The following is a 21,984-nucleotide window of genomic DNA, read 5'->3' on the forward strand; positions in this document are numbered from 1 at the left end:
GTAGCCGAGCGACGCCGTGCCCGATCTCGATGCAATCGTCAAAGACATCGCCGCGGAGATGCGGGCGCGGCCTGATCGCGGCACGGTGGCGAGCTACATCCCCGAACTTGCCCGTGTCGACGCCCAGGGTTTCGGCCTCGTCGTGATCGACGGCGACGGCCGGGTCGCGGCCGGTGGCGACGCCGACACCCCCTTCTCGATCCAGAGCATCTCCAAGGTCTTCACCCTGACGCTGGCGCTCGGCATGGTCGGCGACCGGCTCTGGCGCCGCGTCGGCCGCGAGCCGTCGGGCAGCCCGTTCAACTCCATCGTCCAGTTGGAGCGCGAGAACGGCATCCCGCGCAATCCCTTCATCAATGCCGGCGCCATCGCCGTCACCGACGTGATCCTGTCGGGGCATCAGCCAAGGGAGGCGCTGGGCGAGATCCTGCGCTTCATGCAGTTCCTGGCACAGGACGACGGCATCACCATCGACGAGCGTGTGGCGGCCTCCGAGAAGCGCACGGGCTTCCGCAACGCAGCGCTCGCCAACTACATGCGCTCCTTCGACGTGATCGAGAATCCGGTCGATTATACGCTGGGCGTCTATTTCCATCACTGCGCCATCGCGATGACTTGCCGTCAGCTCGCCAATGCCGGGCTGTTCCTGGCCTATTCCGGGCACCACCCGCTCGCCGGGCATTCGGTGATCTCGGGCGAGCGCGCACGGCGCATCAACGCCATCATGCTCACCTGCGGCCACTACGATGGCTCGGGCGATTTCGCCTACCGCGTCGGCCTGCCGGGCAAGAGCGGCGTCGGCGGCGGTATTCTGGCCGTCGCGCCGGGGCGTGCCTCGATCTGCGTCTGGTCGCCGGGGCTGGATGCCGCCGGTAACTCGCATCTCGGTCGCATCGCCCTGGAGATGCTGGTGAAGCGGACCGGGTGGTCGATTTTCGGGGTGTGAGGCCCCCGCTGCCGGATAACCGCGTCGTTTCGTGCACATCCCTCTCCGCGCGTGCGGGGACAGGGGTAAGGGGCCGCATCGTCTGGCTCTCAACAAACAAAAACCGCCCCCGTCCTTCGACGGGGGCGGTCTGTTTCGAGCCTGGAATCGGCCTCGAAGATCCTTACGCGACGGCCTTCTGCGCGGCTTCGCCCGGGAGCGGAACCTCGGAGATCGTCTTCAGAACCTGCGAGGCGATCTGGTAGGGGTCGCCCATGGAGTTCGGGCGGCGGTCCTCAAGGTAGCCCTTGTAGCCGTTGTTGACGAAGGAGTGGGGCACGCGCACCGAGGCGCCGCGGTCGGCCACGCCGTAGGAGAACTTGTTCCACGGCGCCGTCTCGTGCTTGCCGGTCAGGCGCATGTGGTTGTCGGGGCCGTAGACGGCGATGTGGTCGTCGAGGTTCTTCTCGAAGCCGGCCATCATGGCCTCGAAATACTCCTTGCCGCCGGTCTCGCGCATGAACGTCGTCGAGAAGTTGCAGTGCATGCCCGAACCGTTCCAGTCGGTGTCGCCGAGCGGCTTGCAATGGTACTCGATGTCGATCTCGTAGGTCTCGCACAGGCGCTGGAGCAGGTAGCGTGCTATCCACATCTCGTCGGCGGCCTTCTTGGAGCCCTTGCCGAAGATCTGGAATTCCCACTGGCCCTTGGCCACCTCGGCGTTGATGCCCTCGTGGTTGATGCCGGCTGCAAGGCAGAGGTCGAGATGCTCCTCGACGATTCTGCGGGCCACGGGGCCGACATTCGAGGCGCCGACGCCGCAATAATACGGGCCCTGCGGGGCGGGGTAGCCGGTCTCGGGGAAGCCGAGCGGGCGGCCGTTCTTGTAGAGGAAGTACTCCTGCTCGAAGCCGAACCACGCGCCGGCATCGTCGAGCACGGTCGCGCGCTTGTTCGACGGGTGCGGGGTCTTGCCGTCCGGCATCATCACTTCGCACAGCACGAGCACGCCGTTGGTGCGGGCCGGGTCGGGGAAGTGGCGCACGGGCTTCAGCACGCAGTCGGAGGAGGAACCCTCGGCCTGCTGCGTCGAACTGCCGTCGAAGCCCCAGAGCGGGAGCTGCTCGAAGGTCGGGAAGCTGTCGTACTCTTTGATCTGCGTCTTGCCGCGCAGGTTCGGTGTGGGCGTGTAGCCGTCGAGCCAGATGTACTCGAGCTTAAACTTGGTCATTCCGAGTCTCTCGTGCCTTGAGGATCCGTGTCCTGACGAAACCTGTGCGGAACCGGCGTCGTTGAGAGCCTGCCCTGCCGTTGGATCGCGGCGTCCGGCGGGTGATGTTCCCGCCGCATCCGAGACGCCGATCCACCGGCGAGCAGGGCGCCGGCCCGACCCCCCGAGCGCCCGCTGTGCGGGCGGACGCTCCGGTTTCCGCCTAAGCATGTCGCGTGCCAGTCGGCTCGGCCGACGGGCTACGGCTTGTGCGGCAAATATGACGGTTCAAGGGCCGTGATCGCAGACGAAACACCTCGAACGTCCCGCGATTGCGCGGATTTTTTGCCTGCCGACGGGTGGCAACGGGCAAGCGCGAACGATATCGTCCGCGCGGCCGGCGAGACCGGCCGGGGACGCGAGAGGGGGCCGGACCCGGATCAGGAGCGACGCCGCGGGCGTGAAGCCGCCCCGTCGAGACGTGCCGCTTTCCCGATCAGCCCATCGCGCCCAGGAACGGACCGGCTCGGGCCGAGCCCGGCCGATGGTTCGCCGCCCCGCTTCCAGAATTTGCCGAGGAGACGCACAGCATGAATACGGCCGCCGATGTGCTGAAGGCCATCAAGGACAATGACGTCAAGTACGTCGACTTCCGCTTCACCGACCCGCGCGGCAAGTGGCAGCACGTGACCTTCGACGTCTCCCTGATCGACGAGGAAATGTTCACGGACGGCACCATGTTCGACGGGTCGTCGATCGCCGGCTGGAAGGCGATCAACGAGTCCGACATGCTGCTGATGCCCGATCCGGTCACGGCCTGCATGGACCCGTTCTTCTCGGCCTCCACCATGTCGATCGTCTGCGACGTGCTCGAGCCCTCGACCGGCGAGCCCTACGCCCGCGACCCGCGCTCCACCGCCAAGCTCGCCGAGGCCTATCTGCGCTCCACCGGCATCGGCGACACGATCTATGTCGGCCCCGAGGCCGAATTCTTCGTGTTCGACGATGTGAAGTTCGGCGCCGACCCCTACCATACTGGCTTCCAGCTCGACTCGACCGAGCTGCCCACCAACGGCTTCACCGATTACGAGGGCGGCAACCTCGGCCACCGGGTGCAGACCAAGGGCGGTTACTTCCCCGTGCCGCCGCAGGATTCGGCCCAGGACATGCGCGGCGAGATGCTGGCCGCGATGCAGTCCATGGGCGTGAAGGTCGAGAAGCACCACCACGAGGTGGCGAGTGCCCAGCACGAACTCGGCATGAAGTTCGACACGCTGACCCTGCTCGCCGACCACATGCAGATCTACAAGTACTGCATCCACAACGTCGCGCAGAGCTACGGCAAGTCCGCCACCTTCATGCCCAAGCCCGTCTACGGCGACAACGGCTCCGGCATGCACGTGCACCAGTCGATCTGGAAGGACGGCAAGCCGCTCTTCGCCGGCGACAAGTATGCCGACCTCAGCCAGGAATGCCTGTGGTACATCGGCGGCATCATCAAGCACGCCAAGGCGCTCAACGCCTTCACCAACCCGTCCACCAACTCCTACAAGCGTCTGGTGCCGGGCTACGAGGCCCCCGTGCTGCTGGCCTACTCGGCCCGCAACCGCTCGGCCTCCTGCCGTATCCCGTGGACGACGAACCCGAAGGCCAAGCGCGTCGAGGTCCGCTTCCCCGATCCGATGGCCAACCCCTACCTCGCCTTCTCGGCCCTGCTGATGGCCGGCCTCGACGGCATCCTCAACAAGATCGATCCGGGCCCGGCGATGGACAAGGATCTCTACGATCTGCCCCCGCGCGAGCTGAAGAAGATCCCGACCGTCTGCGGCTCGCTTCGTGAGGCGCTGCAGAACCTCGACAGGGACCGCGCCTTCCTCAAGGCCGGCGGCGTGTTCTCGGACGACCAGATCGACTCGTTCATCGAGCTGAAGATGACCGAGGTGCTGCGCTACGAGATGACCCCGCACCCGATCGAGTTCGTGCAGTACTACTCGCTCTGAGGAGTAGCTGGGCTCGTCGGCGCGAATGCAGCGCCGACGAGCCCGGGGATAGCCTTGAACGCGGAATGTGCTGTCGTCCCCGATCGTATCGCGGTCGGAAACAACGCCAGAACGAGCGCCGGAGCCTTTCACAAGGCTTCGGCGCTTCGCGTTTCAAGCCTCCGCCGCACCGTTCGGCATGAGGGTCTGCTTTGGCAGAGCGCGCCGATCCTTGAGCGTCTTGCGAAATTGTTAGGAAGTCGCCCGCATCAAATGATGCACTCGGTTGCGCACAGGAAAGGGCAGCGATGGTTCTCCCGCGGCTGCGTAGCCTCCTCGATTTCTATGCCGTGCGCGAGAACGATCCGGTGCTCGCTGCGGCGCAGTTCCAGGCGCTCGCCCGGCAGATTCTCGTTCTCTACGCGACGCTTATCCTCAATGCGGGCGCCCTGGCTTATACCCATTACGGCACAGCTCCCGATTGGCTGACCCTGTGGCCGCCCATCGTTCTGACCGTCCTGTGCATCGCACGGGCAGGCGCCTGGATTCGTTCGGCGCGTCGCGTGCCCGACGAACGCGAAGCCTTCGCGCGGCTGCGGGCGATCAACGTGTTCGCGGCCGTCTTCGGGGTCGCCTTCTCCGTTTGGGCGATGGCGCTGATCGTCGACGGCGATCTCGCCAGCGACATGCACGTGCTGTTCTTCCTTACCGTGACCATGCTGGTCTGCGTGCAGTGCCTCGCACACCTGCGCACCGCGGCGCGGCTTCTCGTCACCCTCGCCATGCCGGTGGGGTTCTATTTCCTGATCTTCGGCGAATTCATGCTGCAGGTCATGATCTTCAACTACCTTGTCGTGCTGGCCGGGCAGTTGGTGGTGCAGAATTTCGCCTACCGCGATTTCTGCCATCTCGTCGGATTAACGGAGGAGAACGGCCGTCTCGCACATACCGACTCCCTGACCGGACTGCCCAACCGTCGCTCGTTCGTGGCACAGCTCGAAGAAGCGGTCGGCCGGGCGGAGGCGGGCGGTTCGCGGTTCTGGGTCGGCGTGATCGATCTCGACGGCTTCAAGCCGGTCAACGACAGTCTCGGGCACCGGGCCGGCGACGGCGTGCTGCGCGAGGTTGCCCGGCGTCTCCAAGGTGAGGGTCTCGGCCGGGCGGCCCGGTTCGGCGGCGACGAGTTCGGCTTGATCGTCGAGGGCGACGCCGACCTCGACGCGCTCGGCCGCCGGATCTGCGCGCTCCTGCGCGCGCCCTACATCCTGCGCGAGGGCGTGGCGCAGATCGGCGCCTCGATCGGCTTTGCCCGCTTCCCCGATGCGGCGCGCAGCGCCGAGACACTGATCGAGCGCGCCGATTTCGCGCTCTACCACGCCAAGGCCTTCCACCGCGGCAGCGCGGCCTGTTTCGCGCCCGAGCACGAGGCGACGCTGCGCCAGCGCGCCGCCATCGAGCAGGCCCTGCGCCGCGCCGACATCGAGCGGGAATTCGTTCTTGCCTTTCAGCCCATCGTCGACGTCGTCGAGGGCCGCGTCGAGGCCTACGAGGCGTTGGCGCGCTGGACGAGCCCGACGCTCGGGCCCGTCTCGCCCGCCGCGTTCATCCCGGAGGCCGAGCGCAGCGGCCTCATCCAGGATCTCACCCGGGTCCTGTTCCGCAAGGCGCTTGAGGCGATGCGGGACTGGCCGGAGCCTGTGGGCCTGTCCTTCAACCTCTCGGCCCGAGATATCGCCGCGCCGGAGAGCTTGGAACGGCTCACCAGCCTGATCGTCGCGAGCGGCATCGATCCGAGCCGGATCGTCTTTGAAGTGACCGAGACCGGGCTGATGCGCGACCTCGGCGATGCCCGGCGAGCGCTGGCCTCCCTCAAGGCCCTCGGGGTGCGCATCGCGCTCGACGATTTTGGGACGGGCTATTCGAGCCTCAGCTACCTGCAGAAGCTGCCGATCGACCGGCTGAAGATCGACCGCAGCTTCGTCATGCAGCTCACCGAGGACGCGACCTCGCTCAACATCGTGCGCTCGATCCTCGATCTCTGCCGCCACCTCACGCTGCAATGCGTCGTCGAAGGCGTCGAGACGACGGAGCAGATGCTGCTGCTGCGCTCGGTCGGGTGCCGCTCGATGCAGGGTTACCTGTTCCACAAACCGATGCCGGCCGAGGCGATCGCGGCCTTCGAAGGGGCGTTCGGCGCGCCTGCGACCCGATTGCCGGACCCTTACCTCGCCGTGGTGGCCTGAGGGCGACGGGCGATCCCGGCCGGGATAGACTGCGCGGAGCCCCTGCCACTTCCCCGAGCCGCACCATGTCCCTCACCGTCCCCGTGATCCTCGGTTCCGTGCGTGCGGACCGCGCCGGCCTCCGCGCCGCCCGCTTTCTGGTGGCGCAGCTCGAAGCCCGCGGCCACGAGGCGCCGCTGGTCGATCCCGCCGAGTTGAAGCTTCCGCTGCTCGACCGGATGTACAAGGAGTATCCCAAGGGCGAGGCCCCCGAGCCGATGGAGCGGCTCGCCGCCCTCTACCGCCGTTCCGACGCCTTCGTCGTGGTCTCGGCCGAGTACAACCATTCGGTCCCGCCCGCGCTCTCGAACACCCTCGACCACTTCCTCGAGGAGTATTTCTGGCGGCCGTCCGCCATCTGTTGCTACTCGGCGGGGCAGTATGGCGGCGTGCGCGCGGCGATGCAGTTGCGGGCGATGCTGGCCGAACTCGGCACGCCGAGCATTCCCTCGCTCCTGCCGATCCCGCGCGTCCAGAAGGCGCTGAGCGAGGCGGGCGAACCCGCTGAGGATTGGCTCGGCCGGGCCGCGAAGAAGTTTCTCGACGAGCTGACTTGGTACGCCGAGGCACTGAAGGCGAAGCGGGCCGGGGGCACGCCGTACTGAGTGTCTCTCACAAAACTCCCGCCGGACTGTCATCGCCAGAGCGAGAACTGTCAGAGACCGGTGGTTTTGTGAGGCACTCTGAACCTTGCGCGCGGCACTCGGTTTGCACCCCTCGAAGCACGGGCGGATGAGGAAAGCGGGCGAATGAACGTGAGTGTCGACAGAGTGAGGGACGTGCTGGCCGAACTGATCAAGGCCGCACTCGTCTCCGATGACGGCCTGAGCCTCGCCTTCCGGCAGGCGGCGGCGGACAAGATCGCTGCGCTCGCGGCCGATCCGCCGACGGCGGACACGGTGCGGATCGATGGCGCCTGGACCCTGGCGATCCGCGCGGCGGAAGCGCCCGAGCTGCAGCCGGAGGAAGGACGGGTGAACCTGGCACTGCCGCGGACCGCGCCCTTTACCCTCGAAGACCTGTCGCGGGCCGATTTCGACGTGGATCGGGCGGTGGAGACGATCCGCAAATCGGCTTCCACGGGCTGACGAGGGGGCCGAACCTGTTCACGGCCGGGACCGCGGCGTTGTTCTGACGCCTCTGAGCGCCCATCTTGAAGATGTGCCGGGATCGTCAACGGTCTCACCAATCAACGAAAAACCGAACGCGCCACGCCTATCCGGACCGGCGCGGAGAGCCTTGCTCCTTGGCCAGACGCATCAATCCGAAGGCGGACACCCCCGTTCTTCCCTCCCGCGAGCAGATCCTCGCCTTCGTCGCCGAGACGCCCGGAAAGGTCGGCAAGCGCGAAATCGCCAAGGCCTTCGGCATCTCGGGCGCCGACAAGATCGGCCTCAAGGCGATCCTGAAGGACATCGAGGCCGACGGTGCGCTCGAGCGCGACCGCGGCGGTTTGCGGAAAGGCGGCAGCCTGCCGCCGGTCGTGCTCGTCGACATCGTGTCGCGTGACCGCGACGGGGACCTGATCGCCCGCCCGGCCCAGTGGGACGGGGAGGGCGAGGCGCCCAAGATCGCCGTCGAGACCCCGCGTGCCGGCCGCAAGGGCAAAAGCCCCGCCCCCGGCATCGGTGACCGGGCTCTGGTCCGCGTCGCGCCGGACCCGGAGGCACCCGGCCGCTACACCGGCCGCGTCATCAAGGTGATCGGCAAGAACCGCGCGGAAGTGATCGGCGTCTACCGCGCCGGCCGCGACGGCGGGCGGCTGCTGCCCGTCGAGAAGAAGTCGCAAGGCAAGGAAATCGCGATCCCGCCGGGCGAGGAAGGCGAGGCCCGGGATGGCGATCTCGTCAGCGTCGCGGTGGAGCGCGAGACCCGCTTCGGCCTGCCCCGCGGGCGCGTGACCGAGCGGCTCGGCGCGCTCGGGTCCGAGAAGGCGGTGAGCCTGATCGCGCTGCACCTCCACAACATCCCGCACGTCTTCCCCGCCGCCGTGCTGGCGGAGGCGGATGCGGCCAAGCGCGCGACCAAGCGCGGCCGCGAGGATTGGCGCGCGGCGCCGCTCGTCACCATCGATCCGCCCGACGCCAAGGATCACGACGACGCGGTGATGGCGGAAGTCGATCCCGATCCGGCCAACGCGGGCGGTTTCATCGTCACCGTCGCGATCGCGGATGTCGCCGCCTATATCCGGCCGGATTCGGCCCTCGACCGCGAGGCGCTGTTGCGGGGTAATTCGGTCTACTTCCCCGACCGGGTGGTGCCGATGCTGCCCGAGCGGATCTCGAACGATCTCTGCTCGCTCCGCGAGGGCGAGGACCGCCCGGCGCTCGCCGTGCGCATGATCATCGGCGCCGACGGGGTGAAGCGCAGCCACAGCTTCCACCGCGTCCTGATGCGCTCGCACGCCAAGCTCGCCTACGCGCAGGCACAGGCCGCGATCGACGGCCGGCCGGACGAGACGTCGGGGCAGGTGCTGGAGACGGCGCTCCGCCCGCTTTATGCGGCCTACGAGGCGATGAAGCGGGCCCGCGACGCCCGCGGCCCGCTCGCCCTCGACCTGCCCGAGCGCAAGGTGCTGCTCAACGCGGAAGGCGGCGTCGATCGGGTGATCGTGCCGGAGCGGCTGGAGGCGCACCGGCTGATCGAGGAGTTCATGATCCAGGCCAACGTCGCGGCGGCCGAGACCCTGGAGAAGGCGGGCTCGCCGTTGATCTACCGGGTCCACGATGAGCCGGCGCTGGAGAAGATGCGCGCGCTCGGCGAGGTGCTCGCCTCGGTCGGCGTCAAGATGACCAAGGCCGGAGCGCTGCGGCCCGACCTGTTCAACCGCATCCTCGCCCAGGTGGCCGAGAGCGAGCACGCCCCCTTCATAAACGAGGTGGTGCTGCGTTCGCAGGCACAAGCGGTCTACGCTGCACAGAATCTAGGCCATTTCGGCCTGAACCTGCGCCGCTACGCCCACTTCACCTCGCCCATCCGCCGCTACGCGGATCTCATCGTCCACCGTGCTCTCGTGCGTGCCTGCGGATTAGGCAAGGACGGCCTGGCCGGCGATACCACGCCGGGCATGCTCGACGCGGTCTCCGAGCAAATTTCCGCGGCCGAGCGGCGGGCGATGGCGGCCGAGCGCGAGACCATCGACCGGCTCATCGCCGGCTATCTCGCCGACCGGGTCGGGGCGACCTTCTCGGGACGCATCTCCGGCGTGACGCGCTCGGGCCTGTTCGTGAAGCTTGCCGAGACCGGGGCCGACGGGTTCGTGCCCGTCTCCACCATCGGCCACGAATATTACCGCCACGACGAGGCCCTGCACGCGCTCGTCGGCGACCGCAGCGGCGAGACCTACCGCCTCGGCGACACGGTCGAGGTCCGCCTCGTCGAGGCGGCGGCGGTGGCCGGGGCGCTGCGTTTCGAGATCCTGTCTGAGGGGCGCAGCCGTTCCGGGGCCAAGCCGAGCGGAACCAAGACGAGGCCGAGCAAGGCTGCGGTCGCTGCGAAGGCGAAGGCGTTGAAGGGCAAGGGTTTCAAGGGCAAGAGTTTCAAGGGCGAGTCGCGTTCGGGCAAGGCGGCTGCGTCCGAGAGCGATGCCGCGCGGCGCCATCGCGGCTCGCGCCGTTGAGCGGAAGGGGCTAGACTCAGGCCATGGAAACCTACGCCTCCCCTCCGGCCCCGGCTCCCCAGGAGCGGACGCGGCTGCTCTCGGCCATGGCCAGCGGCTTCCTCAACCGCTGCCCGCATTGCGGGGAGGGGCATGTGTTCGGCCGCTTCCTCAAGGTGCGCCCGGCCTGCGAGGCCTGTGGCCTCGAGATGGCGGGCCACCGGGCCGACGACCTGCCGCCTTATATCGTGATCTTCCTCGTGGGCCACATCGTCGGCTACCTCGTGCTCGAGATCGAGATGGGCTACGACGTCCCGCTCTGGATTTCGATGACGGTGTGGCCGTTGCTCACCCTTGTCCTGGCGCTCGTGCTGTTGCAGCCGGTCAAGGGCGCGGTGATCGGCCTGCAATACACGTTCGGCATGCACGGTTTCGGCAAGCTGCCCCCCACGCGTGGCGGGCTGCTTGGCGGAACCGGCACGGGGGAGAGTCGCGTCGGTGAGGCAGGAAGCAGAGCAGGCGACGCCCGAGAGCTTGGATCGGCCTGATCCGTCTGCCGCCCCGCCCCGCCCGGTGCCGTTGCGCCCGCGCGATGCCGCGACCCTGATCATACTCGACCGGTCACGAAAAAAGCTGAAGCTGCTGATGGGCCGGCGCCATGCCGACCTCGCCTTCATGGGCGGCAAGTTCGTGTTCCCCGGCGGCCGGATCGAACCGTCCGACCGGCTGATGCCGGTGGCAGGCGCCCTGTCGCAGAGGGCCGACGAGGCCTTGCGCGCCAAGCTGCCGCGCGCGCCCCACCATCTCGGCCGCTCCCTCGCGCTCGCCGCGATCCGCGAGACCTACGAGGAGACCGGCCTTCTCATCGGCACCCGCGATTACGGCCCGCCTGAGACTGCGCCGGAGGGCGCATGGCAGGCTTTCGCCGAGGAAGGGGTCATGCCCGATCTCGAAACCCTGCATCTGGTGGCGCGGGCGATCACGCCGCCGAAGCGCCCCCGCCGCTTCGATACCCGTTTCTTCGCCGTCGATCGCAAGGCGGTGGTCGCTGAGCGGCCCGGTATCGTCGGGCCGGATGCGGAGTTGACCGAACTCGCCTGGGTCGATCTCGACGCCGCGCGCAAGCTCGACCTGCCGCGCATCACCCGCGCGATCCTCGACGATCTGGAAGCAGCAGCCGACGCCGGCTTTCCGCCCTACCGGCCGATCCCGTTCTACTTCGAGCGCCGCGGCAAGGGGGGCCGGGACGAGATCTGAACGAGATAGGATGCATCTTCCGCGATGTCCGCGCTGACGGAAGTGCACCTTTTGATGGGTAACAGGAGATTCTTAAACGAAGTCGGGCATCGTGGGACGGCAAGTGGAGCCGAAAACACCCATGCTTTCCGTCCTTCGTCGCTCCGATGCTGCGTCCATCTTCGACGCCCTCAACCGCTCCCAGGCGGTCATTACCTTCGCCGTCGACGGCACGGTGCTCGACGCCAACGACAAATTCCTCTCACTGATGGGCTATACGCTCACCGAGGTCCGGGGACGCCATCACCGTCTGTTCGTGGACCCGCGAGAGGCTGAAAGCCCCACCTACGAAGCCTTCTGGCAGGATCTGCGGCGCGGCGCGTATCAATCGGCGGAGTACGGTCGCATCGCCAAGGACGGACGCACGGTCTGGATCCGCGCGAGCTACAACCCGATCCTCGACGCCAGGGGCCGGGTCCGCAAGATCGTGAAGTTCGCCCTCGACGTGACGGTGGAGAAGCTTGCCGCCGCCGAGACGGCTGGGCAGATCGCCGCGATCGGCCGCTCGCAGGCGGTGATCCAGTTTGACCTCGACGGGTCGGTGCGCAGCGCCAACGCCAACTTCCTCGAAGCCCTCGGCTACGCGCCGCACGAGGTGGAGGGCCGCCACCACAGCCTGTTCGTGCGGCCGGAAGAAGCGGCATCCCCGGAGTACCGTGCCTTCTGGGAGGGCCTCGCCCGCGGCGAATACCAGACCGGAGAGTTCCTGCGCCTCGGCAAGGATGGGCGCGAGGTGTGGATCCAGGCGACCTACAACCCGATCCTCGATCCGTCCGGTCGCCCGTTCAAGGTCGTCAAATACGCCTCCGACATCACGGCCGCCAAGCGCGTCGCCGCCGACATGACGGGGCAGGTCGAGGCGGCCCGCCGCTCGCAGGCGGTGATCGAGTTCGATCTGGACGGCTCTGTCCTCGATGCCAACGATAACTTCCTCAACGCCATGGGCTACACCCTGGCCGAAGTGCAGGGCAGGCACCACCGGATGTTCGTGACGCCCGAAACCGCGGCGAGCCCAGCCTATGCCGACTTCTGGTCGACGTTACGGGCTGGGCAGTTCACCTCCGCCGTCTACCAGCGGGTCGGCAAGGACGGTCGCGAGGTGTGGATTCAGGCCTCCTACAACCCGGTTCTCGACGCGGCCGGGCGGCCCTTCAAGATCGTGAAGTACGCCTTCGACATCACGCAGAGCATGACGGTGCGCGCCAGCGCCCTCGCCATGGCCGAGCAGACGCTGGGCCGGGTGAGGGCGGTGGCCGGCGCGTCGGAGGAGATGCACCGGATCTCGGCGGCGATCGCCGAGCAGATGAACCGCTCGCACGAAGCGGTCGGCGACATCCAGGCCCGCATGAGCGCCGCCGGCGCCCTCTCGGCCAAGCTCGACGACGCGGCCGCGGCGATGACCGGCGTGGTCGAGGTCATCACAGGCATCGCCGAGCAGATCAATCTGCTCGCCCTCAACGCCACGATCGAGGCCGCCCGCGCCGGCGCGGCCGGTCGCGGCTTCGCCGTCGTCGCCACCGAGGTGAAGAGCCTCGCCGCGCAGGCACGCGCCGCCACCGCCCGCATCACCGGCGAGATCGTCGCGATGCAGACGGTCTCGCGGGATGTGGGCTCGGCCCTGGTCTCGACCGCGACCGTGGTCGACAGCGTGCAGGGCTTCATCGCGCAGACGACGGCGGACAGCACGCGGCAGCGCGCGACCACGGGCCAGGTCAACAGCGACATGCAGGCCACCGCCGCGAGCGTGGCGGAGTTCGCAAGCCGCCTCGATGCCTGGGGTGTCGGGCTGGAAGAGCGGCGGGGCGAGGAGCGCCTTCGCTCCTCGCGCTCCGGCCATGTCGCGTTCGTGCCGGAGCGTGGGCGGAAAGCGGGGGAGCCTCAGAGCCGGCCCTGCACGGTTCTTAACATCTCGGAGGGCGGCGCCAAGCTGGCGCTCGAAGCTGTGGACCTGCCGGACCTCTTCACCCTCCACATCGACGGCGAGCCGTCCCGGCGCTGCCGCCTCGTGCGGCGCGCCGCCGACGGGATCGGCGTTCAGTTCGTCTGATCCCGAGTTGCGTCCGGAACGGTTCTGGCCGGCCTCCGGGACGCCGCGTGACGGGCCACCTACCGGTGCGCGTCGGAGACCAGCGCGGCCAACCCCTCGCGATAGGTTGGAAAAGCAAGCTGAACCCCGAGTTCCTCGCGGATCAGGCGATTCCGCACCCGCTTGTTCTCGCCATAGAAGCTGCGCGCCATCGGGCTGAGGTCGGCGGTCTCGAAATCGATCTCAGGCGGCAGCGGCAGTCCGGTGAGCGCGGCGGCATGCTCGGTCACCGTCTGCGGCGGGGCCGGCTCGTCGTCGGTGACGTTATAGACCGCGCCCCCCCGTGGCCGTTCGATCGAGGCGGCCAGCGTCGCGGCGATGTCGGCGACGTGGATGCGGTTGAACACCTGCCCCGGCTTGACGATGCGCTGCGTGCGGCCGTCGCGCAGCTTCACGATCGGATTGCGGCCGGGGCCGTAGATGCCCGAGAGGCGAAACACCTGCACCGCCTTGCCGGTCTCGGCGCCCAGCGCGAGCCACGCGTTCTCCACGGCGAGGCGATCGCGCGAGCGGGCGCTCTTCGGGGTGGCGGGCGTGGTCTCGTCGATCCAGGCGCCCTCTTGGTCGCCGTAGACGCCGATGGTCGAGAGATAGCCGATCCAGCCGATGCGGCTGTTCGCGATGGCGTCGCGGTAGCGGGCGAGCACCGTGTCGCCGTCCCGGCCCGGCGGGGCGGAGATCAGCAGCACGTCGGTGTCGGCCAGATCCTCGGCGATGCGGGGATCGTCCGCGTCCGGTCCGAAGGCGCGCAGGGTGAACCCGGTCTCGGCCGCGAGGCTTCGGGCCCGCTCGGGCTCGGTCACCGTCGCCCGCACCGCGTTGAAGCGAGCCCGTTCACACTCGGCAAAATGCCGGGCGGAGAAGCCGAGGCCGAAGACGAACAGGTTCATGCGGTGTCAGGTCTCCCGTGGGCCGTCCGCTTCCATAGGGAGGGCGGCGGCGTCACGCCATTCCTCCCTCACATGCGCTTCGGTTTCCCCGCGTCCATGGGCGGCGAACAGTTCGTGCAGTCGCGCCCGCGGCAGCAACCGTCCGCAGGCCCAGATGGCGGCACCACGCACCACCGGATCCGGCTCATCGAGACAGGCCACCGCCTCCGCGGCGAGGGCAGCATCACCGGAGTTGCCGATGGCGATCAGCACGTTGCGCAGGAAGCGGTCTCGGCCGGTGCGCTTGATCGGCGTGCCGGCAAAGCGCGCGCGAAACCCCGCATCGTCGAGGCGGGCGAGTTCGGCGAGCGGCGGCGCGGCGAGATCGTCGCGGGCGGCCATGCGGATCTCCCGCGACGCGCCCGCGAACTTGTTCCAGGGACAGACCGCGAGGCAGTCGTCGCAGCCGAACACCCGGTTGCCGATTTGCTCGCGATGTTCGGCGGGGATCGGGCCCTGATGCTCGATGGTGAGGTAGGCGATGCAGCGGCGCGCATCGAGCCGGTAGGGCGCCGGGAAGGCATCCGTCGGGCAGATGTCGAGGCAGCGGCGGCAGGAGCCGCAATGGTCGGTCTCGGGTGTGTCGGGTTCGAGCTCGGCGCGGGCGAAGATCGCGCCGAGCATCAGCCAGTTGCCGTGCTCGCGCGAGATCAGCACCGTGTGCTTGCCCTGCCAGCCGAGTCCGGCCGCCTGGGCCAGGGGCTTTTCCATGACGGGCGCGGTATCGACGAAGACCTTCACCGGCTGGCCCGAGCGGGCGGAGAGGAAGCCGCCGAGTTCCTTCAGCTTGCCCTTCATCACGTCGTGATAGTCGCGCCGCTGCGCGTAGGCGGCGATGGCGGCGCGATCCTTCAGACGCGTGAGTTCGAGGGGATCGGTTTGCGGGCCCGCATTCATGCCGAGCATGACGATGCTGCGCGTCTCGGCCCACAGGGCGGAGGGCGCCGCGCGCTGGTCGGCTCGCTCCTCCATCCAGTCCATCGTGCCGTGGTGGCCTGCCACGAGCCATGCCGGCAGGCGCTCACGCAACTCCGGCACGGCGTGGGGCTGCGTCACGCGGAACGCCTCGAAGCCGAGACGGCGCGCGCGCGCCTCGACCGTCTCGCGCAGGGCGCGGCCCGTAAGGACGACTTTTTCGGGTTTCAGAAATCCAGATCCGCATAGTGGGCGGCTGCCGGCATCCCCGGCGCCCGGTCGGCCAGGAGCGCGCGGAAGGACGGACGGGACTTCACCCGCGCATACCAGTCCTTCGCCATCTCGTCCTCGTCCCATGGCACGTCGCCGAGATAGTCCACGCAGGAAAGATGGGCCGCGGCCGCGAGGTCGGCATAGGTCAGGTCGTTGCCCGCGAGCCAGCGGCGCTGCCCGATCAGGTAACCGACATATTGGAGGTGATAGCGCACGTTGGTACGCGCCGCACGAATGGCGTTCATGTCCGGAGGGCCGCCCCCGGCGGCGGACGGCATGAAGCGCTTGTCGATCTTCTCGGTGACGAGATACTCCGTCACCTCGCTGTTGAACTTGACGAGGAACCAGTCGAGCAGACGCCGCACCTCCACCCGCGCCTGGGTGGTGTCGGGCAGCAGGCGCCGCCCGGCAAGGCCGAGCCCCCGCGTCTCGTCGAGATATTCCGCGATCACGCCCGCACCGGGAATGGCGAGCCCGGTCTGCTCCACCAGCACCGGCGTGGTGCCGGCCGGGTTGACGATGAGGAAGTCGCGGCGGCGCTCCCAGGCCCGCTCCTCGACAAGGGTCGGCTCCATGCCCATCTCGGCCAGGACGAGGCGGATGAAGCGCGAGTTCGGGCAGAACGGGGAGTGATAGAGCGTCGCCATCGAGGCCGTGGTTCAGCGGTGAAGAAGGCAGAGCCCTGGGCAGACCGTGTCGCACCGGCGAAATTGGGGCGACGCGCCAGGATTATTTCTCCAACGTTGCCACCTCATTAACAAACGCACCGCAACCCGGTAACCGCCCGTCAACCCTACCGCCGCAAAGCTGCCGCATCGCCGTCGTCTGCCGCGCCCTGGATCGCCGGCACATCGGCGTGGGGAATGGCAGGCTTATGGATCTCGTCCTGATCGCGAAGGCGCTCGTGCTCGCCGTGGTGGAAGGCGCCACCGAGTTCATCCCGGTCTCCTCGACCGGGCATCAGCTCCTCATCGGCCACTTCATCGGCTTCCACTCGCCCAACAACACCTTCGAGGTGCTGATCCAGTTGGGCGCGATCCTGGCGATCCTGTTCGTCTATTTCAGCCGTCTGTGGAGCATCGCCACCGCGCTGCCGAACGATCCGCGGGCGCGCCGCTTCGTGCTCGCCATCCTCGTGGCTTTCCTGCCTGCGGCGATCGTCGGCGGGCTGTTCTCCAAATATATCAAGCTCTACCTGTTCAATCCGTGGATCGTCTGCGCCACGCTGGTGGCCGGCGGCATCGTGCTCCTCATCATCGACGACACGGTCGGCGAGCCGAAGACCGCCCCCGGCGACGGACCGACCGAGCATCCGCGCAAGACCGACGTGTTCGAGTTCAGCCTGCCGATGGCGCTCAAGATCGGCCTGTTCCAATGCGTGGCGATGATCCCCGGCGTGTCGCGCTCCGGTGCCACCATCGTCGGCGCGATGCTGATGGGCGCGAGCAAGCGCTCGGCCACCGAGTTCTCGTTCTACCTTGCCATGCCGACCATGGCCGGCGCCTTCGCCAAGGATCTGCTCGACAACTACAAGAACCTCTCCTCCAACGACGCGCTGCTGATCGTCATCGGCTTCGTCGCGGCCTTCGTCTCGGCCCTGATCGTGGTGCGGACGGTGCTCGACTACGTCTCCCGCCACGGCTTCTGGCTGTTCGCGTGGTGGCGCATCATCGTCGGCTCGCTGGGCTTTGCCGGACTGATTCTTTTTAGCTGAACCTTCAGGATTTTGAGCGAGGCGGCGGCGGTCACCTGGACTAAAGTCGGTTGTCGTCTGCCCGCACCCCGTGCGAGGGCTTGCGGCCAAGTCGCCGCTCTCTCAAGAAGCGGTCGGGAAACGCCGAATCGTCAAGGTCTCGCCCAAGATGGAAGATCGTCCGCTCGCCGAATTGTTCGAGCCCGCCACCCGCGAGCGCTGGCGTAGCGCCGTCGAGGCGGCGCTGAAGGGGGCCGACTTCGAGAAACGCCTCGTTTCGAAGACCGCCGACGGCCTGCGCATCGAGCCCTTCTACGAGCCGGCCGCTGCGGTGGCCCAGCCGGTGCGGGCGCCCGGCCCGTGGCGTCTGGCGCAGCGCATCGACCATCCCGATGCCGAGAAGGCCGGGGCACAGGCGCTGGCCGACCTCGAAGGCGGCGCCGATGCGCTGGTCCTCGTCCATCGCGACGCCCGTGCCGCCCGCGGTTTCGGGCTTGAACTTCCGTCCGTCGATGCGCTGGACGCGGCGCTGAAGGGCGTGATGCTGCCGCTCATCGCCCTGCGGCTCGATGCCGGTCCGGCCGGGTTCGAGACGGCGGTGCTCCTCAAGCAACTGATCGATCGCCGCGGCGACGACCCGTCCTCTCTCGACCTCGATCTCGGCCTCGACCCGATCGGCACCCGCGCCGCCACCGGCCGGCTCGACCAGGGGTGGGAGGCACGCCTCTCCGAGACCGTCACGGCCTTCGCCGGATATCGCGGGCGCGCGGCTCTGGCCGATGCCCGGCCCTATCACGAGGCGGGGGCGAGCGAGGTGCAGGAATTGGCCGCCGTGCTTGCGACGGCGGTCGCCTATCTGCGGGCGCTGGAGGCTGGCGGCCACGATCTGGAGCGGGCCCGCGACGCCATCGCGGTTCTCCTCGTGGCGGATGCCGACGAATTCCTGACCATCGCCAAGTTCCGGGCGATCCGGCGGCTCTGGGCCCGGGTCGAGCAGGCCTGCGGCCTCGAGCCCAAGCCGCTGCGAGTCCTGGCCGAGACCGCGTGGCGGATGATGAGCCGCCGCGACCCCTTCGTGAACATCCTGCGCACCACCATGGCCTCGGCCTCCGCCGGCCTCGGCGGGGCGGATTCGGTGACCGCTCTGCCCTACACCCTGGCGCTCGGCCTACCCGACGCCTTTGCCCGTCGGGTGGTGCGCAACAGCCAGATCGTGCTGATCGAGGAATCGAACCTCGCCAAGGTCGCCGATCCGGCGGCCGGCGCGGGCGGCTTCGAGGCGCTGACCGCCGAACTGACCGAGAAGGCTTGGGGTGCCTTCCAGGAGATCGAGCGGGAGGGCGGGATCGCTGCGAGCCTGGAGGCCGGCGCTCTCGCAGGCCGGATCGCGGCGGTAGCCGAGGCGCGGGCGCGGGCGGTGGCGACCCGCAAGAAGCCGCTCACCGGCGCGAGCGAGTTCCCCTTCCTCGCCGAGAAGCCGGTGACGGTGCTCGATGTGGCTCCGAACGCAGGCACCCCCTCGGAAGAGGCCTTGCCCTCGCAGCGCCTCGCTGAACCCTACGAGGCCCTTCGCGACGCCTCCGATGCCGTCTTCGAGCGCACAGGCAAGCGCCCGGCGGTCTTCCTGGCCAATCTCGGTCCCGTCGCGGTCCACAATGCCCGCTCGACCTTCGCCGCCAACGCCTTCGCCGCGGGCGGCATCGAGGCCATCGGCAATGACGGCTTCTCCGACACGAAGGCACTGGCCGATGCCTTCAAGGCGTCGGGTGCACGGATCGCCTGCCTGTGCTCGTCCGACACCGTCTACCAGACCGAGGCCGTGCCCGCGGCCGAGGCGCTGAAGGCAGCCGGCGCCGGCACGATCTACCTCGCCGGCAAACCTGCCGAGGCGGACACGCTGCGCCAAGCGGGCGTCGGGGGCTTCCTGTTCGCCGGTTGCGATCTGTTGGCGCTCCTGCGGGAGGCCGCCGAGCGCGCCACGGGCTGACACTCAAGGCGTCGTGAGCAATCTTGACACTGCGGGATGCGAGACAATCTTCCGGCTGAGACGGGCCAGAACGGCCCCATGACTTCAGCTGGAATTTGACCCCATGCGCCTTCCGATCCTTGCCGTCGCCGCCTTCGCCATCGCCGTGGGGGGCGCCGGGACATCGGAAGCGGCCAAGCGCAAGGTGCAGGTCCCGGATCGCTTCGACGGCCGCTGGAGCATCGAGGTCGTGACTCTCGACGGTCCCTGCGACCGAGCCTATCGCTACGGCATCCAGATCCAGCGCGGCGAAGCCGTCTACGGCGGTGGCGAGGTCGGGATCAGCGGGCGCGTCGCGGCGAACGGGACGGTGCGTGGCACCATCTCCCGCGGCAGCAACGCCGCGCAGGTGGTCGGACGGCTGTCGGCCAACGGCACCGGCGCCGGCCGCTGGTCGACCCTCGGCGACGGCCCCATCAGCTGCAGCGGGAACTGGAATGCGGTGCGGCGCGGCTGATTTCGCCCTCCCGCTTATGTCACCGCGGAGCCGGCCGCCGCCGAACATTCTGTGGCGGTCCGGCGACAGATTCGGATTTGTTCCGCGCTGCGACATCCGAGATCGGTTTTCGCCCTAGATCCGGCGTGATCTTCGGCGAACACTGGCGGCGTTCGATACTCGTTCGAGGCGCCCCATGAGAGCCGTGATGAGAGCCGTGCCGTTCGTCGGTCTTGCCTTCGTCCTGCTCGGCCCCTCGGCCGAGGCGCGCCCCGCCCGCCAGCACGTGGCCGGCTCCGAGCACGTGGTGCTGGCGCCTCTCGAGGAGGCGGCGACGGCGTGCTTTGCCGAAACCGTGATCTCCAATCCGAAGGCGATGCGGCTCGCACGGGACGGGCGCTGGTACGAGGCGGCCGGGGTGACCGGCTTCCTGTGCCGCCCGGAGGTCGATCGCATGGCGGTCGCCCACGACCGCATCTATGGTCGCGGCACCGGCGCCCGCTACTTCAAGGGGGCCTACGCCCGCCACCTCGACAAGCAGCTTGCCGCCCGCCTGCGGCCTCTTCTGGAAACGAAGGCCATGGCGAGCGCCGAGCCGCCGGCCGAGAAGGCCGCGCTCATCGACAGCGCGATGGAAACCGCGCCCGGAAGCGCGGATCACTAACCGGCCTACGCCGGGGTTTGACTTACCGGACCCGCCGCCAGGTCTGGCGCTTGCACAGGACGCTGAGCACGCAGCCCGCCACCTCGATGGTGTCGGCCCCCTTCGGCGTGACGCTGCCCGAATAGGTCTTGCCGTCCTTCGGATTGTAGAGGCTGCCCTCGAAGCCGTCGCCGCTCGGGGTGCCGGCCTGCATGATCTGCACGCCGACGAGCTTGCGCGAGCGCAGCGCCGGATCCGGATTCTGCGCGTCGAGGCCGGCTCCGGCGGTCGAAGCGATCACGCCGCAATAGCCGCCGCCGCAACGAGTTATGCGCACGGTCGAGCCCGCTGTCTCCGTCTGCCATACGCCGGAGAGGTCCGAAGCCTTCTGCGCCAGAGCGCCTGTGCCGGATACGGCGAGCAGCAGCGCCGCTGCGAAGGCGTGCGTCGGGCGATGGCGTGAACGGGTGGCGCGCGGCGTCGTCATTCGAGCTTCCCTCCTCGCCGACAGTGACCGCCGGCCGCGGCGAGGGGTAGTCAGCCCGCCACGGTTACGCAAGGCACGGGGAAGGGCCGAGCATGACGGTGCGGCCTTGACTTCGCCGCCTTCGCGCGGCCTACGCCCTCGGCGAGGCGGCACGGACGAGTCAGGAGCGGCGGATGCAGGTCATCGATACTGAGATTCCGGCGGTCAAGCGGGTGATCCCGAAGCGGCACGGCGACGATCGCGGCTGGTTCTCGGAAGTCTACCGCGCCGACATCCTGTCCGAGCACGGGATCGCCAACGGCTTCGTGCAGGATAACCAATCCTTCTCCGCACCCGCCGGCACGATTCGGGGCCTGCACTTCCAAGTCGCACCCAACGCCCAGGCCAAGCTGATCCGGGTGCTTGCTGGGGCGATCCTCGATGTCGCCGTCGATCTGCGGTCCGACTCCCCGACCTACGGCCGCCATGTCGCCGTGCGGCTCGACGCGACGGGCGGCGAGCAGCTCTTCGTGCCCGCTGGCTTCGCCCACGGCTTCTGCACCCTGGAGCCGGACACCATGGTCGCCTACAAGGTCGATGCCTATTACAGCCCGGCCGACGACCGGAACCTGCGCTGGAACGACCCGGCAATCGGCATCGCGTGGCCGGTGGCGGAAGCGGATGCGATCCTCTCGGGCAAGGACAAGGACGCGCCGCTTCTGGCCGATCTCGGGCGGGTGTTCTGAGTTCAAGGTGTCGAGATAATCGGGTCGAGCGCCTTGAGCGCGACCTCAGGTTGGCGTAGCCGCGGCCGAACGTAGCCCTTGCCCATCCCGCGGATGCCGACCCCGCGGACAGGAATTGGACGGAGTTGGGATCGATGCGCATTCTGGTAACGGGCGGCTGCGGCTTCATCGGCTCCGCGCTCGTGCTGCATCTGGTGCAGGATCTCGGCCACGAGGTGCTCACCCTCGATGCCATGACCTACGCGGCCAATCCGATCTCGCTGCAGCCGCTGGCGGACGACCCTCGACACGGCCTGGAGCAGGCCGACATCTGCGATCCGGCCCGCGTCCACGCCCTCTTCGCCGATTTCAGGCCCGAGGCGGTGATGCATCTGGCTGCCGAGAGCCATGTCGATCGCTCGATCACCGATCCGGGTGCCTTCGTGCGCACCAACGTGATCGGCACCCAGGTGATGCTCGACGGCGCCCGCACCCACTGGGA

Annotated in this window: 20 protein-coding genes; 15 read left to right on the forward strand and 5 right to left on the reverse strand. The window is 68.4% G+C overall.

Features of this window, described 5'->3' with window-relative positions:
* The first annotated feature begins 16 nt into the window (after nt 1-16).
* Nucleotides 17-946, forward strand: coding sequence for a glutaminase (locus MKK50_RS10455; RefSeq protein WP_253372426.1), 930 nt, complete (start codon nt 17-19; stop codon nt 944-946).
* A 163-nt stretch (nt 947-1,109) separates the two neighbouring features.
* Here the strand turns inward: MKK50_RS10455 and MKK50_RS10460 are convergent, their stop codons facing one another.
* Nucleotides 1,110-2,156 carry a glutamine synthetase beta-grasp domain-containing protein gene (locus MKK50_RS10460; protein WP_499022069.1) on the reverse strand — a complete coding sequence of 349 codons (1,047 nt, stop codon included), beginning with the start codon at nt 2,154-2,156 and terminating at the stop codon, nt 1,110-1,112.
* A gap of 569 nt (nt 2,157-2,725) precedes the next feature.
* Here MKK50_RS10460 and glnA point away from each other — a divergent pair.
* From glnA to MKK50_RS10500, 8 genes are all read left to right on the forward strand, one after another.
* Nucleotides 2,726-4,135 carry a type I glutamate--ammonia ligase gene (gene glnA, locus MKK50_RS10465; protein ID WP_253372422.1) on the forward strand — a complete coding sequence of 470 codons (1,410 nt, stop codon included), beginning with the start codon at nt 2,726-2,728 and terminating at the stop codon, nt 4,133-4,135.
* Between the two features lie 287 nt (nt 4,136-4,422).
* The gene (locus MKK50_RS10470) at nt 4,423-6,357 is read left to right on the forward strand and encodes a putative bifunctional diguanylate cyclase/phosphodiesterase (RefSeq protein WP_499022071.1); all 1,935 of its coding nucleotides are present in this window, start codon (nt 4,423-4,425) and stop codon (nt 6,355-6,357) included.
* 65 nt (nt 6,358-6,422) lie between these two features.
* Nucleotides 6,423-7,001 (forward strand): NADPH-dependent FMN reductase, encoded by a 579-nt coding sequence (locus MKK50_RS10475; RefSeq protein ID WP_499022072.1) that lies wholly within the window; start codon nt 6,423-6,425, stop codon nt 6,999-7,001.
* A gap of 144 nt (nt 7,002-7,145) precedes the next feature.
* Nucleotides 7,146-7,484 carry a hypothetical protein gene (locus MKK50_RS10480; protein WP_499022073.1) on the forward strand — a complete coding sequence of 113 codons (339 nt, stop codon included), beginning with the start codon at nt 7,146-7,148 and terminating at the stop codon, nt 7,482-7,484.
* Between the two features lie 158 nt (nt 7,485-7,642).
* On the forward strand, nt 7,643-10,015 hold the full coding sequence (rnr, locus tag MKK50_RS10485) for a ribonuclease R (RefSeq protein ID WP_499022074.1): 2,373 nt from the start codon (nt 7,643-7,645) through the stop codon (nt 10,013-10,015).
* Nucleotides 10,016-10,038: 23 nt separating this feature from the next.
* Nucleotides 10,039-10,542, forward strand: a complete 504-nt coding sequence (locus MKK50_RS10490) for a DUF983 domain-containing protein (protein WP_499022075.1) — start codon at nt 10,039-10,041, stop codon at nt 10,540-10,542.
* Entirely contained in the window at nt 10,493-11,251 is a 759-nt protein-coding gene (locus tag MKK50_RS10495; RefSeq protein ID WP_499022077.1) for an NUDIX hydrolase, read from the forward strand. The genes MKK50_RS10490 and MKK50_RS10495 overlap by 50 nt, the downstream gene beginning before the upstream one ends.
* Nucleotides 11,252-11,372: 121 nt before the next feature.
* Complete coding sequence (locus tag MKK50_RS10500) at nt 11,373-13,337, forward strand: methyl-accepting chemotaxis protein (protein WP_499022078.1); 1,965 nt, start codon at nt 11,373-11,375, stop codon at nt 13,335-13,337.
* Between the two features lie 59 nt (nt 13,338-13,396).
* On the opposite strand, the gene MKK50_RS10505 is transcribed toward MKK50_RS10500, so the two are convergent.
* From MKK50_RS10505 to MKK50_RS10515, 3 genes are read right to left on the reverse strand one after another with little or no spacing between them, the layout of a single operon-like run.
* A complete protein-coding gene (locus MKK50_RS10505) occupies nt 13,397-14,266 on the reverse strand; it encodes an SDR family oxidoreductase (protein WP_499022079.1) in 870 nt (289 codons plus the stop codon).
* A 6-nt stretch (nt 14,267-14,272) separates the two neighbouring features.
* Entirely contained in the window at nt 14,273-15,415 is a 1,143-nt protein-coding gene (queG, locus tag MKK50_RS10510; protein ID WP_499022101.1) for a tRNA epoxyqueuosine(34) reductase QueG, read from the reverse strand.
* A 32-nt stretch (nt 15,416-15,447) separates the two neighbouring features.
* Nucleotides 15,448-16,140, reverse strand: coding sequence for a glutathione S-transferase family protein (locus tag MKK50_RS10515; protein WP_012253814.1), 693 nt, complete (start codon nt 16,138-16,140; stop codon nt 15,448-15,450).
* A gap of 227 nt (nt 16,141-16,367) precedes the next feature.
* Between MKK50_RS10515 and MKK50_RS10520 the strand changes: the two genes are divergently transcribed.
* The 4 genes from MKK50_RS10520 to MKK50_RS10535 all read left to right on the forward strand — a co-directional run bounded on the left by MKK50_RS10520 (nt 16,368) and on the right by MKK50_RS10535 (nt 20,312).
* Entirely contained in the window at nt 16,368-17,207 is an 840-nt protein-coding gene (locus tag MKK50_RS10520; RefSeq protein ID WP_253372403.1) for an undecaprenyl-diphosphate phosphatase, read from the forward strand.
* A 148-nt stretch (nt 17,208-17,355) separates the two neighbouring features.
* Nucleotides 17,356-19,173 (forward strand): methylmalonyl-CoA mutase family protein, encoded by a 1,818-nt coding sequence (locus tag MKK50_RS10525; RefSeq protein ID WP_499022081.1) that lies wholly within the window; start codon nt 17,356-17,358, stop codon nt 19,171-19,173.
* 103 nt (nt 19,174-19,276) lie between these two features.
* A complete protein-coding gene (locus MKK50_RS10530) occupies nt 19,277-19,669 on the forward strand; it encodes a hypothetical protein (RefSeq protein ID WP_253372399.1) in 393 nt (130 codons plus the stop codon).
* A 175-nt stretch (nt 19,670-19,844) separates the two neighbouring features.
* The gene (locus MKK50_RS10535; RefSeq protein WP_499022082.1) at nt 19,845-20,312 is read left to right on the forward strand and encodes a hypothetical protein; all 468 of its coding nucleotides are present in this window, start codon (nt 19,845-19,847) and stop codon (nt 20,310-20,312) included.
* Nucleotides 20,313-20,334: 22 nt separating this feature from the next.
* Here the strand turns inward: MKK50_RS10535 and MKK50_RS10540 are convergent, their stop codons facing one another.
* On the reverse strand, nt 20,335-20,778 hold the full coding sequence (locus tag MKK50_RS10540; protein WP_499022084.1) for a DUF2147 domain-containing protein: 444 nt from the start codon (nt 20,776-20,778) through the stop codon (nt 20,335-20,337).
* Between the two features lie 173 nt (nt 20,779-20,951).
* Between MKK50_RS10540 and rfbC the strand changes: the two genes are divergently transcribed.
* Together rfbC and MKK50_RS10550 are read left to right on the forward strand one after the other, a co-directional pair.
* A complete protein-coding gene (gene rfbC, locus MKK50_RS10545; RefSeq protein ID WP_499022086.1) occupies nt 20,952-21,503 on the forward strand; it encodes a dTDP-4-dehydrorhamnose 3,5-epimerase in 552 nt (183 codons plus the stop codon).
* A gap of 134 nt (nt 21,504-21,637) precedes the next feature.
* On the forward strand, nt 21,638-21,984 hold a 347-nt coding region (locus MKK50_RS10550), incomplete at its 3' end, for a GDP-mannose 4,6-dehydratase (protein WP_499022087.1).

Source organism: Methylobacterium sp. J-043, assembly GCF_022829505.1.
Classification (GTDB): Bacteria; Pseudomonadota; Alphaproteobacteria; order Rhizobiales; family Beijerinckiaceae; genus Methylobacterium; species Methylobacterium extorquens_A.

Coding starts and splice junctions, on each gene's coding strand:
- glnA (WP_253372422.1), top strand. CDS start 2,726: ATGAATACGGCCGCCGATGTGCTGAAGGCCATCAAGGACAATGACGTC.
- MKK50_RS10475 (WP_499022072.1), top strand. CDS start 6,423: ATGTCCCTCACCGTCCCCGTGATCCTCGGTTCCGTGCGTGCGGACCGC.
- MKK50_RS10470 (WP_499022071.1), top strand. CDS start 4,423: ATGGTTCTCCCGCGGCTGCGTAGCCTCCTCGATTTCTATGCCGTGCGC.
- MKK50_RS10515 (WP_012253814.1), bottom strand. CDS start 16,140: ATGGCGACGCTCTATCACTCCCCGTTCTGCCCGAACTCGCGCTTCATC.
- MKK50_RS10505 (WP_499022079.1), bottom strand. CDS start 14,266: ATGAACCTGTTCGTCTTCGGCCTCGGCTTCTCCGCCCGGCATTTTGCC.
- MKK50_RS10530 (WP_253372399.1), top strand. CDS start 19,277: ATGCGCCTTCCGATCCTTGCCGTCGCCGCCTTCGCCATCGCCGTGGGG.
- rfbC (WP_499022086.1), top strand. CDS start 20,952: ATGCAGGTCATCGATACTGAGATTCCGGCGGTCAAGCGGGTGATCCCG.
- MKK50_RS10520 (WP_253372403.1), top strand. CDS start 16,368: ATGGATCTCGTCCTGATCGCGAAGGCGCTCGTGCTCGCCGTGGTGGAA.
- MKK50_RS10490 (WP_499022075.1), top strand. CDS start 10,039: ATGGAAACCTACGCCTCCCCTCCGGCCCCGGCTCCCCAGGAGCGGACG.
- MKK50_RS10540 (WP_499022084.1), bottom strand. CDS start 20,778: ATGACGACGCCGCGCGCCACCCGTTCACGCCATCGCCCGACGCACGCC.
- MKK50_RS10460 (WP_499022069.1), bottom strand. CDS start 2,156: ATGACCAAGTTTAAGCTCGAGTACATCTGGCTCGACGGCTACACGCCC.
- MKK50_RS10500 (WP_499022078.1), top strand. CDS start 11,373: ATGCTTTCCGTCCTTCGTCGCTCCGATGCTGCGTCCATCTTCGACGCC.
- MKK50_RS10525 (WP_499022081.1), top strand. CDS start 17,356: ATGGAAGATCGTCCGCTCGCCGAATTGTTCGAGCCCGCCACCCGCGAG.
- MKK50_RS10480 (WP_499022073.1), top strand. CDS start 7,146: ATGAACGTGAGTGTCGACAGAGTGAGGGACGTGCTGGCCGAACTGATC.
- MKK50_RS10535 (WP_499022082.1), top strand. CDS start 19,845: ATGAGAGCCGTGATGAGAGCCGTGCCGTTCGTCGGTCTTGCCTTCGTC.